Origin of the sequence: Streptomyces sp., assembly GCF_031181705.1 — a bacterium.
In the GTDB taxonomy this organism is placed as follows: Bacteria; Actinomycetota; Actinomycetes; order Streptomycetales; family Streptomycetaceae; genus Streptomyces.
The window spans coordinates 19,259-32,664 of record NZ_JAPSKN010000020.1; the positions used below are offsets into that span (position 1 = coordinate 19,259).

A 13,406-nucleotide genomic window follows, 5' to 3' on the forward strand; every position below is an offset into this window, starting at 1 on the left:
GGAACCGGTGACGCAGCACCCCCCGACCGCGGACGAGCTGCTCCGTACGGTCACCGACACATTGGGCCCGGGCACCCCGCCGGGCGACGACGACAGCCTCATCGCCTGGGGCCTGGACTCCATCACGCTGATGAGGATCGCCGGCTCCTGGCGCAGGCGGGGCGTCAAGGTCGGCTTCGCCGAACTCGCGCGCGAACCCACCCTGCGCGCCTGGCGATCCCTGCTCGCGTCCCGGGCCCCCGCCTCGGCCGAGCCGGCCACCGAGGCCCGGGCCGAAGTCCCGCCCGAGGCCCCGGCCCCCGAACCGGGCGAGCCCTTCCCGCTCGCCGTGATGCAGCACGCCTACTGGATCGGCCGCGGCGACGACACCACCCTCGGCTCCGTCGCCGCCCATCTGTACGTCGAGTTCGACGGCTTGGGTGTCGACCCGGAACGGCTCGACACCGCCGTACGGGCCCTGGCCCGGCGGCACGGCATGCTCCGGGCCCGGTTCACCGACGACGGCCGCCAGCAGATCCTGCCCGAACTCACCCGCCCGGCCACGGCCGTCAACGACCTGCGGGACCTGGACGACGAGACCGCTGCGGCCGAACTGGAGGACGTCCGGCACTCCTCCTCGCACGCTCGCCTCGACGTCGCCGCCGGCGAGGTGTTCTCCGTGCGACTCTCCCTGCTCCCCGAGGGCCGCAGCCGGCTGCACGTGGACGTCGACATGCTCGCCGCGGACGCCCTCAGCTACCGCGTCCTGCTCTCCGACCTCGCGCAGCTCTACCGCGACCCCGGCGCCGCCCTGCCACCGATCCGCACCAGCTACCCCGCCTACCTGGCGGAGCGGGCCGAGCTGCGGCGGCTGAGCCGGGAGCAGGCGCAGCAGTGGTGGCGCAGGCGGGTGCCCGAGCTGCCCAGCGCGCCGGACCTGCCGCTGGTGCCCGAGGCGGAACGGGCCGACCCGACCCGGGTGACGCGCCGGCACCACTGGCTGCCGCCGGAGGAGAAGCGGCGCCTGGCCGCCCGCGCCCACCAGCACGGGCTGACCCCCGCCATGGCCGTCGCGACCGCCTTCTCGGAGGTGCTGGCCGCCCACAGCGGTCAGCCGCGCTTCCTGCTGAACGTCCCGATGTTCGACCGTCGCGGCGCCCACCCCGACACCGACCTGCTCGTCGGCGACTTCACCAGTTCGGTCCTGCTCGACGTGGACCTGGCCGAGCCGGCCTCGTTCACCGAGCACGCCCGCCGGCTCCAGGACCGGATGCACACCGATGCCGCGCACGCCGACTACTCCGGGGTGGAGGTGCTGCGCGACCTGACCCGGCAGCGCGGTGAACAGGTCCTCGCGCCCGTGGTGTTCACCAGCGCCCTCAACCTGGGAGAGCTGTTCGACGCGGATGTGCGCGACTCCTTCGGCACCCCGGTGTGGATCGTCTCGCAGGGCCCGCAGGTGCTGCTCGACGCCCAGGTCACCGAGGTCGACGGCGGACTGCTCGTCAACTGGGACGTACGCGAGGACGCCTTCCCCGCGGGGCTGGTCGACGCGATGTTCGCCGCGTTCCACGGACTCGTCACCCGGCTCGGCACCGAGGACGACGTCTGGGACCGGCCGGTCCCCGCCCTGCTGCCCGTGCAGCAGTCGGCGGTGCGCAGGGCGGTGAACGCCACCGACGCCCCCCGCAGCCACCGCCTCCTGCACGAGGGCTTCTTCGCCCGCGCGGCCGAGCGGCCCGACGCGCCGGCCCTGCTGTGGGGAACGGAAGGCGCCCTGACCTACGGTCAGCTGGCGGACCGGGCCCTGCGCTGCGCCGCCGCCCTCGCGGCGCGGGGAGTTCGGCCGGGCGACACCGTCGCGGTCAGCCTCCCCAAGGGACCCGGCCAGATCACCGCCGTCCTCGGCGTGCTGGCCGCCGGGGCCGCGTACGTACCGGTCGGCGTCGAGCAGCCCCCCGCCCGCCGCGACCGCATCCGCGCCACCGCCGGCCACCGCCTCACCCTCACCGACAGGTCCACCGACCGGCCCCCGGGCGACCCCGCGGCCGGGGACCGCCTGGCCGTCCCGGACGCGCTCCGTCACGACCCGCTGCCCGCACCCGTCCCGGTGGACGAGGAACAGGTCGCCTACGTCCTGTTCACCTCCGGCTCCACGGGCGAGCCCAAGGGCGTCGAGGTGCCGCACCGGGCGGCCATGAACACCATCGACGACCTCGACGCGCGCTTCGCCGTGGGCCCCGCCGACCGCTGCCTCGCCCTGTCCGCGCTCGACTTCGACCTCTCCGTCTACGACGTGTTCGGGCTGCTGAGCGCGGGCGGCGCGGTGGTGCTGGTCGACGAGGCCGACCGCCGTGAGGCCCGGCCGTGGGCCGAGCTGGTGCGCCGGCACCGGGTGACGCTCCTCAACTGCGTCCCGCCGCTGCTGGACATGCTGCTCCTGGCCACCGGCCCCGGTGAACTCGCCGGACTGCGCGCGGTGCTGCTGGGCGGGGACCGGGTGGGCACCGACCTGCCCGGGCGGCTCGCCGAGCGGGCACCCGGCTGCCGGTTCGCCGGCCTCGGCGGCACCACCGAGACCGCCATCCACTCCACCGTCTGCGAGGTCGCGGACGCCCGGGTGCCCGCGCGCTGGCGGGCCGTGCCGTACGGCACCCCGCTGCGCAACGTGCGCTGCCGGGTCGTCGACCCGCGCGGCCGGGACTGCCCCGACTGGGTGCCGGGCGAGCTGTGGATCGGCGGGGACGGCCTGGCGCTCGGCTACCGGGGCGACCCGGAGCGCACGGCCGCGAAGTTCACCGAGGCCGACGGCGTGCGCTGGTACCGCACCGGCGACCTCGCCCGCTACTGGCCGGACGGCACGCTGGAGTTCCTCGGCCGCCGCGACCACCAGGTGAAACTGCGCGGCTTCCGCATCGAACTCGGCGAGGTGGAGACGGGACTCGCCGGGCACCCGGCGGTGCGGCGCGCCGTCGCGGGCCTGACGGACGGCCCCGGAGTCCAGCTGGCGGCCGCGGTGGCCGCCGGTCCGGGCACGACGGAGGAGGAGCTGCGGCGGTGGGCGCGCGCGGTGCTGCCGCCGCACATGGTCCCGGCCCGGATCGCCGTCGCCGCGGAGCTGCCGCTCACCGCCAACGGCAAACTGGACCGCCGGGCCGTCCGGGCGCTGTGGGAGACGCGCGGGCCGGGGGAGGAGGGGCACCGGGCACCCGGCAGCGCCCTGGAGACGGTCGTCGCCCGGGTGTGGGCCGACGTCCTCGGCGCCGCACACGTGGGCCTCGACGACGGGTTCTTCGCCCTCGGCGGGGACTCGGTGCTCGCCACCGTGATCGTGAGCCGGCTGCGGGAGGCCCTGGACACCTCCGAGGTGTCGGTGCGCGCCCTGTTCGCGACCCTCACGCCGGGCGGCATGGCCAAGCGGCTGGCCGCCGAGGAGCACGTCCCGGGGCGCCTGGAACAGGTCGCCGCGTTCCACCTGGAGATCGAGGGCATGTCGGCGGAGGAGGTCGACTCGGCGCTGCGCGACACCTGACGGAGGCCGGAGCGGCGGGGCGCGTGAGGCACCCTGCCGCTCCGATCCCCCCGCGGGACACCGCCCGGACTACTCGTCCAGCTTGGCGAAGCCGGTCTCCAGGTTGTCCAGCGCCCACGGGATGCCCAGCACGGACGGGCTGCGCAGCTGGCTGATGGTCGCCACGTCGGTCACGACGTAGCGGTCCTTCTTCACCGCGGACATGTTCTTCACCAGTGCGCTGGACTCGAAGGCCTTCCTCAGCTCCGGTGTGGTGAAGGCGATGACGACCAGGTCCGCGTCGAGCTTGTCGAGCTGCTCGAAGGACAGCTCACCGGTGGGGCTGCCGCTGACCGTCTTGATGTTCTTCACCGACGGGGTGAGGCTCAGCCCGACCTCGCTCATCAGCTTCGCCGCGAAGTCGTCCTCCGAGGCGATGGTGTAGATCCTGGCCGGGGTGTTGCCGATGGACAGGCTGTAGGTCCTGCCCGCCAGCCCGGGGTGCTCCGCCTTGACCTCGGCGATGCTGTCCTCGGTCTCCCTGACGGCCTTGTCCGCCTGCTCCTGTCTGCCGACGGCCTTCGCCACCACCCGGACGTGCTCCTGCCAGGTCTGCTTGCCCCACGCCGTCTCGTAGCCGATGGTCGGCGCCACCGCGGAGAGCTTCTCGTAGTTCTTGTCCAGGGTGAAGTCGGAGGTGGCGAGGATCAGATCGGGGCGGAGCGCCGCGACCTCCTCGAAGTCCACCCCGTTCATGGTGTTCAGCAGCCTGGTCTTCTCGGTGTCGACCCGGTCCTTCAGCCAGGGGTGGACCCCGTCGGCGGCGAAGGCGTCCTTGGAGACGGCGATCGGCGTGACCCCCAGCGCGTACAGGGCGTCGACGTCGTCGGTGCCGCCGTCGCCGATCACCACGATCCGCTCGGGCTCCTTGGTGATCTTCGTGCTGCCGAACTTGTGCTTGACGGTGACGGGGAAGGCGGACGAGGCGTCCGCCTTCGCGTCGCCGGAGGACGGGGCGGAGTCGTCCTCGACGGAACCGCAGGCTGCCAACCCGGCGGCCAGGGTGACGGTGAGAAGGGTGGTGAGGAACTTTCTCGGCATGTGCGTCCCTTGTCGCCGGGTACAGGCAGGAGTCATACGGCCGCCAGTAAAGCAAGGTAAGCCTTACCTCAGCAACGCTTTCCGGACAATCTCCGTTCGTCCGCCCCTGTATGAGGGAGCGTCAGTTACGGACGCGCCGTCAGATACCCCCCCATCGCGCGGAAGTAGTCGTTCGCCGCGCACTCCGTGCCGTCCTGCGTGCGCAGCCGCCGGACGACGAGCCCCGGGCAGCGGCCGGTGTGCGCCTCGGGGCCGGCCACGATGACCACGCCGTCGCCCTCACGGATGAAGATCCGCCCGGGTGTGCCGCCGTAGCGGCCCTCGGACACGGCGGCCGAGGTGATCCGCAGGCGCTGCCCGCGGTGGAAGGTGTAGGCGTTCGGATAGGGGTCCGACTGGGCGCGCACCAGCCGTTCCAGCCGTTCGGCGGGCCAGGTCCAGTCGATGCGGCTGTCCTCCTCGGAGCGCTTGTGGAAGAAGCTGGCCCGGGCGCGGTCCTGGGGCAGCCACCGCCCGGCGTCCCGCCCGGAGGCGATCAGGCCGAGGGACTCGCGCACGATCGGGGCGATGAGGTCGACGGTGCGGTGGAACAGGTCGGTCGCGGTGTCCTGCGGCCCGACGGGCACCGCGCGCTGCACCAGGATGTCTCCGGCGTCGAGTTCGCCGTTCATGCGGTGCGCGGTCACGCCCACGCGCTCCTCGCCGTTGAGGAGTGCCCAGATGATCGGCGAGAAGCCGGCGTAGGACGGCAGCAGCGAGTCGTGGATGTTCAGGGTGCCGTGCGGAGGGAGGTCGAAGACCTCCGGGGGCAGCCAGGTGCGCCAGTTGTTGGCCACGATGAGGTCCGGGCGGGCCGCCCGCAGCGCGTCGAGGAGTTCGGGGTCGTCCGGCCGGTTGCGCAGGAGGACGGGGACGTCGTGCTTCGCGGCGAGTTCGGCGACGGAGTCGTCCCAGATCTTCTCGTAGGCGTGGTCGCTCTTGGGGTGGGTGACGACGAGGGTGACCTCGTGGTCGGAGTCCAGCAGGGCCTGGAGCGTGCGGTGACCCCAGGTCTGATAGCCGAACATGGCGACGCGCATGCGGTTCTCCCTCTCCGGCGGCTCCATTGCAAGGTAAGGCTAACCTTATCTAACATGTGGCTGCCTGAGGGAGGCGATGCCACGGTGAACTCACCGCTCACGGGATCGGACACCACGGACACCACCTACGACGTCCTCGGAGTAGGCTTCGGGCCGTCAAATCTCGCCCTGGCCATAGCGATCGAGGAACACAACGCGGGAGTCCCGCCGGAGCGCCGGCTCAACGCCCTCTTCCTGGAACGCCAGCCGGGCTTCGGCTGGCACCGGGGCATGCTCATCGACGACGCCACGATGCAGGTGTCGTTCCTCAAGGACCTCGTCACCCTGCGCGATCCGGCCAGCGACTACAGCTTCCTGTGCTTCCTGCGCGAACGCGGCCGGCTCATCGACTTCCTGAACCAGAAGACGCTCTTCCCACTGCGGGTGGAGTTCCACGAGTACTTCGAGTGGGCCGCCGCCCGCGTGCGGCATCTGGTGGCCTACGACCGCGAGGTGACCGCCGTCGACCCGGTGCGCGACGCGTCGGGCACCGTGACCGGCTTCGACGTGGTCTGCGGCCACTCCGGCGTGAGGTACCGCGCCGGCGACCTCAGCGTCGCCGTCGGCCTGGAGCCGCACGTGCCGCCCGGGGTCGAGCTGTCCGAACGGGTCTGGCACAACAGCCAGTTGATGCCCCGGGTTGCCGAACTGCGGGGCCGCCGCACGCCGGTGCGCCGCGCCGTCGTCCTGGGCGCGGGCCAGAGCGCCGCCGAGACGGTCGACTACCTGCACCGCTCCTTCCCCGAGGCCGAGGTCTGCTCGGTCTTCGCCAAGTACGGCTACACCCCGGCCGACGACAGCCCGTTCGCCAACCGCATCTTCGACCCGCAGGCGGTGGACGTGTACTTCGGCGCACCCTCCGAGGTCAAACAGTCCCTCTTCGACTACCACCGCTCCACCAACTACTCCGTCGTCGACATGGACCTCATCGAGGCCCTGTACGCGACCTCCTACCAGGAGAAGGTCACCGGCCGGGAGCGGCTGCGGTTCCTCAACGTCTCCCGCATCCGGGACGTCCGCACGCGTGACGACGGCTCCCTGGACGTCGTGGTGGAGTTCCTGCCGACCGGGGAGCAGCGGGTGCTGGAGGCCGACGTGCTCGTGCACGCGACCGGCTACCGCCCCCGGGACCTCACCACGCTGCTCGGTGAGGCGGCGAAGGTCTGCCTGCGCGACGACGAGGACGCCATCCGCGTCCGACGCGACCACCGCGCCGAGACCGCCCCGGACGTGACGGCCGGCATCTACCTCCAGGGCGGCACGGAACACACCCACGGCCTGACCTCGACCCTGCTGTCGACGACGGCGATCCGCGCGGGGGAGATCCACCGCTCCCTGCTGGACCGGCACGGCGGCCGATCGCGCCCCTGTGCCGAACCGGGGGCATGACCTTCCCGCCTCACCGGGTCCTGCGCGCCCTCGACCGATTCCACGCAGCCCGCCCCTGGGACCACAACGCCCGCTTCCATTCCTGGATCCTGCGGCACCTCCCCGCGCGGGTGGACAGCGCCCTGGACGTGGGGTGCGGCAGCGGCGACCTCGTCCGGCTGCTGGCCGCCCGGGCCGGGCGCGTACACGGGATCGACGCCGACCCGGCGATCACGGCCCGGGCACGCCAACTGACGTGCGCGGCGGCCCCGGTGACGTACACGGTGGCGGACGCGCCGGCCGGGCTTCCCGACCGGTCCTTCGACGTCATCACCTGCGTCGCCGCGCTCCACCATCTGCCGTTCACCGAAGCCCTGGAAGCCTTCCGGGACCGCCTGGCCCCCGGCGGCACCCTGGTGGTCGTCGGTCTGCACAGGGCGCGGACCCCGGTCGACCACCTGCTGGGTTTCGCGTCGGTGCCGCTCAACGTCGTCATGGCGCTGCTGCGGAACCGGGGCCGCCGGGCACCGCGCCCCGTCGCGCTGTCCGCTCCCACCCGGCCGGCGGACATGACCTTCCCCGAGATCGCCCGCGAGGCGCGCGCCGTCCTGCCCGGCGCGCGCCTGCGCCGCCGTCTGTTCTGGCGCTACACGCTGGTGTGGCACCGCCCGTTGACCGGCCTCCGCGTCAGCTCGCGGCGCGGAAGGTGCGCAGCCGCAGGGAATTGCCGACCACGAAGACCGAGGAGAAGGCCATCGCCGCCCCGGCGATCATCGGGGTGAGCAGGCCGGCCGCGGCCAGGGGCAGGGCGGCCACGTTGTAGGCGAAGGCCCAGAACAGGTTCGAGCGGATGGTGCCGAGGGTGCGGCGGGCGAGCCGGATGGCGTCAGCGGCGGCCCGCAGGTCGCCCCGGACGAGGGTCAGGTCGCCGGCCTCGATCGCGGCGTCCGTGCCGGTGCCCAGGGCGAGCCCGAGGTCGGCCTGGGCGAGGGCCGCCGCGTCGTTGACCCCGTCACCGACCATGGCGACCGAACGGCCCTCGGCCTGCAGCCGCCTGACGACCTCGACCTTGTCCTGCGGCAGCACCTCGGCGATGACCTCACCGATGCCCACCTCGCGGGCGACCGACTCGGCGACGGCCCTGTTGTCGCCGGTCAGCAGCAGGGGCGTGAGCCCCAGCGCACGCAGCCGCCGCACCGCCTCCGCACTCGTCTCCTTCACCGCGTCGGCGACCTCCAGCACCGCCCGCGCCTCGCCGTCCCAGGCGACCGCGACGGCGGTGCGCCCGGCGTCCTCGGCCGCCGCCCGGGCCCGCGCCAGTCCTCCGGGCAGCTCCATCGCCCATTCGGCCAGCAGCCGCTCCCGCCCGACCAGCACCGCGTGGCCGTCGACGACGCCCTGGACGCCCAGTCCGGGGAGGTTCGCGAAGTCCTCGGGCACGGGCAGGGTGCCCAGCTTCTGCAGCGCCCCGTCGGCGACGGCCCGGGCGATCGGGTGCTCGGAGGAGTGCTCCAGCGCCCCGGCCAGCCGCAGCACCTCGGCCGCGTCGGTGCCGTCGGCGGTGTGCACGGCCAGCAGGGTCATCCGGCCGGTGGTGACGGTGCCGGTCTTGTCGAGGACGACGGTGTCGACGCGGCGGGTGGACTCCAGCACCTCCGGGCCCTTGATCAGGATGCCGAGCTGGGCGCCCCGCCCGGTGCCGACCATCAGCGCGGTCGGGGTGGCCAGGCCCAGGGCGCACGGGCAGGCGATGACGAGGACGGCGACCGCGGCGGTGAAGGCGGCCGTGAGCCCGGCGCCGTTGCCGAGCCAGAAGCCCAGCGTGCCCAGCGCCAGGGCGATCACGACCGGCACGAACACGGCCGAGATCCGGTCCGCGAGGCGCTGCGCGGCGGCCTTGCCGTTCTGTGCGTCCTCCACCAGCCGGGCCATCCGGGCCAGTTGGGTGTCGGCCCCGACGCGCGTCGCGCGCACGACGAGCCGGCCGCCGACGTTGATCGTGGCACCCGTGACCGGGTCCCCGGTGCCCACCTCCACCGGCACGGACTCGCCGGTGAGCATGGACGCGTCCACGGCCGAGGACCCCTCGACCACCGTCCCGTCGGTGGCGATCTTCTCCCCGGGCCGGACCAGGAACCGGTCGCCGACCCGCAACTCGCCCACCGCGACGGTCTGTTCACGGCCGTCGTCCCGCAGGACGGTGACGTCCTTCGCGCCCAGCTCCAGCAGCGCCCGCAGCGCCGCGCCCGCCTTGCGCTTCGCGCGGGCCTCGAAGTACCGCCCGGCCAGGAGGAAGGCGGTCACGCCCGCGGCGGCCTCCAGATAGATGTTCCCGGCGCCGTCCGTGCGCTCGACGGTCAGCTCGAAGGGGTGCGTCATGCCCGGTGCGCCCGCGGTGCCGAAGAACAGGGCCCACAGCGACCACAGGAAAGCGGCCGACGTGCCGACCGAGATCAGGGTGTCCATGGTGGCCGCGCCGTGCCGGGCGTTGACGAAGGCCGCCTTGTGGAAGGGCCACGCCGCGTACGTCACGACGGGCGCGGCCAGTGTGAGCGACAGCCACTGCCAGTACTCGAACTGCAGGGCCGGAATCATGGCCATGGCCACGACGGGCACCGCCAGGACCACGGCCGTGACCAACCGCTCGCGCAGCGGCCGGAGTTCGTCGGTCCCGGCGGCCGGTTCGCCGGGCGGCTCCTCGGGCGCGGGTTGCTGCGCGGTGTACCCGGTCGCCTCGACCGTGGCGATCAGATCGCCGACGGACACCTCACCGGAGTAGCTGACCTTCGCCTTCTCGGTGGCGTAGTTGACGGTGGCGCTCACCCCCTCCATGCGGTTGAGCTTCCTCTCGATGCGCGCCGCGCAGGAGGCGCAGGTCATGCCGCCGATGGCGAGTTCCACCTCGGTGCCGGTCGTCGTGCCCGTACTCATGGCTCAGGCCCTCCCGGTGAGCTCGTAGCCGGCCTCGTCGACGACCTCCGCGATCGCGGCGTCGTCGGGCTCGGCGGCGCTGGTGACGGTCACGCGGCCGGTGCCGAGATCGACCTCGACGCCGCTGACGCCGTCCAGCTCGCCGATGACCTTGGTGAGCGTGGCCTCGCAGTGGCCGCAGGACATTCCGGACACGGCGTAGGTGGTGGCGGGCATGGGAGCCTCCCGGGGGATCGGTGAATACGGGGCGGGGGTATTCCCGCACCGACTTCAGATATACCCCCTAGGGGTATAGGATGCAAGCGGGAGAACGACTTGACTTGGTACCCCCCGGGGGTATTGTGAACTGCGTGAAGGCCCCGCGTCCGAGCGGGAGGCCCGGTACCCGAAGGAGCCGAAGGCCATGAACACCGGACTGAAGATCACCACCTTCGCCGCCGCCCTGGCCGCCACGTTCGGCACGGCCTACGGCGTCGGCCAGGGCGTCGGCCCCGTAGTCGCCGACGACCCGCCGAAGCACGAGGACGCGCACGCCCGGCCCTCGTCCCCGTCCGCGGAAGGCGACGGGCACGCGGGGCACGGCGCGCCCCCGGCCGGCGGGCTGCAGATCTCCGAGGACGGCTACACCCTCGACCTGAAGACCCCGAGTGTCACCGCCGGGCAGCGAGCCGACCTGCGCTTCACCGTCCGGGACAGCGGTGGCCGCGCGGTCACCGCCTACCAGCGCGAACACGACAAGGAACTCCACCTCATCGTCGCCTCACGCGACCTGACCACCTACCGTCACCTGCACCCCACCCGTGCCGCCGACGGCACCTGGAGCACCCCCGTCGACCTGCCCCGAGCGGGTGGCTACCGCGTCTTCGCCGACTTCACCCCGGCGAAGAAGGACGCGAAGAACCTCACCCTCGGCGCGGACCTCGCCGCCTCCGGCCCGTACCGGCCGCAGGAACTGCCCGCACCGAGCACCACCGCCGGGACCAACGGCTACGAGGTCGAACTGGCCGGCGCCCTGCGCCCCGGCAGGGCGAGCGACCTGAGACTGAAGGTCTCCCGCGACGGCAAGCCCGTCACCGACCTCCAGCCCTACCTCGGTGCCTACGGCCACCTGGTCGCCCTGCGCTCCGGAGACCTCGCGTACCTGCACGTCCATCCGAACGGCGAACCCGGCGACGGCAAGACCCGGCCCGGCCCGGACATCTCGTTCACGGCCACGGCCCCCAGCGCCGGCTCCTACCGCCTGTTCCTCGACTTCCGGCACGACGGCGAGGTCCACACGGCGGCGTTCACCGTCCGGGCCGGGGGAGCCCCAGCCGGGGGCCCCGCTACCCCCGAGGGGCACACGGACGACGGCCACGGACACTGAGCCTCACCCGAGGGCCCGGTCCAGGTTGAAGGCCGCGCTGATGAGCGCGAGGTGCGTGAAGGCCTGCGGGAAGTTGCCCTGCTGCTCCCCGGTGTGGCTGATCTCCTCGGCGTACAGGCCGAGATGGTTGGCGTAGGTCAGCATCTTCTCGAAGGCGAGACGCGCCTCGTCGATCCGGCCGGCGTGCACCAACGCCTCGACGTACCAGAACGAGCAGATGGAGAACGTCCCCTCGTCGCCGCGCAGTCCGTCGGGGCTGGAGCGCGGGTCGTAGCGGTAGACGAGCGAGTCGGACACCAGCTCCTCGGTCAGGGCGTCCAGCGTCGACAGCCACTTCGGGTCGGTCGGGGCGATGAACTTCGTCAGCGGCATCATCAGCACGGCCGCGTCCAGCACGTCACCGTCCTCGTGCTGCACGAAGGCCCGGCGCCGCTCGGACCACCCCCGGCTCATGATCCGCCGGTAGATCGTGTCGCGGCACTCCCGCCAGCGGGGCAGGTCGGCGGGCAGCCCGCGCCGGTTGGCCATCCGGATGGCCCGCTCGATCGCCACCCAGCACATCAGCCGTGAGTACAGGAAGTTCCTGCGGCCACCCCGGGTCTCCCAGATGCCCTCGTCGGGCTGGTCCCAGTGCGTGCACACCCAGTCCACCAGGGCGCACACGTCGTCCCACTGGTCGCTGGAGACGGGCTGGGCCCACTTGTCGTAGAGGTAGATCGAGTCGATCAGCGCGCCGTAGATGTCGAGCTGCAGCTGGTCGGCCGCCGCGTTGCCGACCCGGACCGGCGCCGAACCGTGGTGGCCCTCCAGGTGGTCCAGCTCCCGCTCGGGCAGTTCCGTGCGCCCGTCGATGCCGTACATGATCTGCAGCGGACCGGAGTGCGTGCCGTCCCCGGGGCTGATGTGCCGGGACACGAACCGCATGAACGCCTCGGCCTCCCCGGTGAAGCCCAGCCTGAGCAGGGCGTAGACACAGAAGGCCGCGTCCCGCACCCACACGTAGCGGTAGTCCCAGTTGCGTTCGCCGCCGAGCCGCTCCGGCAGACTCGTCGTGGGCGCGGCGACGATCGCCCCGGTCGGCGCGTAGGTGAGCAGCTTCAGGGTCAGCGCCGAGCGGTGCACCATCTCCCGCCAGCGGCCCTTGTACCGGGACGCCGACAGCCAGCGCCGCCAGTAGGCCACGGTCGCAGTGAACTGCTCCTCGGCCTCCGTGTGCGCGCACCGGCGGGGCGTCACGTCGCCGCCGACCTTGTCCAGCGCGAACACCGCCGACTCGCCCTCGGAGAGCTTGAAGTCCCCGCGCACGTCCGGCCCGTCGGCCTCCAGCGGCACGGTCGCGGTCAGCGCGAGCGACAGCCGCCCGGCCTGGAAGACGGCCGCCTCGCCGGTCAGCCGTACGGTGTGCGGCCGGGTGCCGTAGTCGAACCGCGGCGCCACACGCGTACGGAACGGGATCGAGCCGCGCACGCACACCACCCGTCGGATCAGCCGGTGCCGCTCGGCCTCGGCCCGCCCGCCGCCGACCGGCATGAAGTCCTGCACCTCGCCGACGCCGTCCTCGGTGAAGAACCGGGTGATCAGCACGTTCGTGTCGGGGAAGTAGAACTGCTTGGTCCGGGCCGGCACGGCCGCCGCCAGCTCGAAGCAGCCGCCGCGCTCGGCGTCCAGGATCGCGGCGAAGACGCTCGGAGCGTCGAAGGAGGGGCAGCAGTACCAGTCGATCGTGCCGTCGGTCCCCACCAGGGCCACGCTGCGCAGATCGCCGATCAGCCCGTGCTCCGCGATCGGCACGTACCGCCGCCCGCCCGGCCCGCCCCGGTCCTGTGCCGTTCCGCCCATGACAGCCTCCCTGCCCCGGTACGCGCCTCAGCCCCAGCGTAGGACGGCCGGCCCGGCACCGCCGTCGCGCCGTGGGGACCGGGGGACGGCCCCCGGGGTCGTGGTCACTCGGTGGGGACCGGTGTCGGCCTGCTGGGGGACGCGGACATCCCGTGGGGCCGGCGGATGGCCCGCCGGGCCCCGCGGTCGCAGT

9 protein-coding genes are annotated in these 13,406 nt (G+C 73.0%); 4 read left to right on the forward strand and 5 right to left on the reverse strand.

The features are described from left to right. Positions 1-7: 7 nt before the first annotated feature. Positions 8-3,511: an amino acid adenylation domain-containing protein gene (locus tag RIN80_RS06815; RefSeq protein ID WP_309094586.1), complete on the forward strand. Its 3,504-nt coding sequence runs from the start codon at positions 8-10 to the stop codon at positions 3,509-3,511. Between the two features lie 69 nt (positions 3,512-3,580). Here the strand turns inward: RIN80_RS06815 and RIN80_RS06820 are convergent, their stop codons facing one another. Together RIN80_RS06820 and RIN80_RS06825 are read right to left on the reverse strand one after the other, a co-directional pair. Beyond that, complete coding sequence (locus tag RIN80_RS06820) at positions 3,581-4,591, reverse strand: iron-siderophore ABC transporter substrate-binding protein (protein WP_309094587.1); 1,011 nt, start codon at positions 4,589-4,591, stop codon at positions 3,581-3,583. A gap of 125 nt (positions 4,592-4,716) precedes the next feature. Beyond that, on the reverse strand, positions 4,717-5,670 hold the full coding sequence (locus RIN80_RS06825) for a methionyl-tRNA formyltransferase (protein WP_309094588.1): 954 nt from the start codon (positions 5,668-5,670) through the stop codon (positions 4,717-4,719). Positions 5,671-5,754: 84 nt separating this feature from the next. Between RIN80_RS06825 and RIN80_RS06830 the strand changes: the two genes are divergently transcribed. Beyond that, complete coding sequence (locus RIN80_RS06830) at positions 5,755-7,098, forward strand: SidA/IucD/PvdA family monooxygenase (RefSeq protein WP_309094589.1); 1,344 nt, start codon at positions 5,755-5,757, stop codon at positions 7,096-7,098. Next, positions 7,095-7,859, forward strand: coding sequence for a class I SAM-dependent methyltransferase (locus RIN80_RS06835; protein ID WP_309094590.1), 765 nt, complete (start codon positions 7,095-7,097; stop codon positions 7,857-7,859). Before RIN80_RS06830 ends, RIN80_RS06835 begins: the two co-directional genes overlap by 4 nt. Here RIN80_RS06835 and RIN80_RS06840 read toward each other — a convergent pair. Both RIN80_RS06840 and RIN80_RS06845 read right to left on the reverse strand, forming a co-directional pair. After that, entirely contained in the window at positions 7,765-10,008 is a 2,244-nt protein-coding gene (locus tag RIN80_RS06840; protein ID WP_309094591.1) for a heavy metal translocating P-type ATPase, read from the reverse strand. The two genes, RIN80_RS06835 and RIN80_RS06840, sit on opposite strands and share 95 nt — an antisense overlap. Before the next feature lie 3 nt (positions 10,009-10,011). Next, positions 10,012-10,224 carry a cation transporter gene (locus RIN80_RS06845; protein ID WP_309094592.1) on the reverse strand — a complete coding sequence of 71 codons (213 nt, stop codon included), beginning with the start codon at positions 10,222-10,224 and terminating at the stop codon, positions 10,012-10,014. A gap of 187 nt (positions 10,225-10,411) precedes the next feature. Between RIN80_RS06845 and RIN80_RS06850 the strand changes: the two genes are divergently transcribed. Continuing rightward, positions 10,412-11,374, forward strand: coding sequence for a hypothetical protein (locus RIN80_RS06850; RefSeq protein WP_309094593.1), 963 nt, complete (start codon positions 10,412-10,414; stop codon positions 11,372-11,374). A 3-nt stretch (positions 11,375-11,377) separates the two neighbouring features. Here RIN80_RS06850 and RIN80_RS06855 read toward each other — a convergent pair whose 3' ends face one another. Then, positions 11,378-13,213 (reverse strand): glycoside hydrolase family 15 protein, encoded by a 1,836-nt coding sequence (locus RIN80_RS06855; protein WP_309094594.1) that lies wholly within the window; start codon positions 13,211-13,213, stop codon positions 11,378-11,380. Between the last annotated feature and the right edge of the window lie 193 nt (positions 13,214-13,406).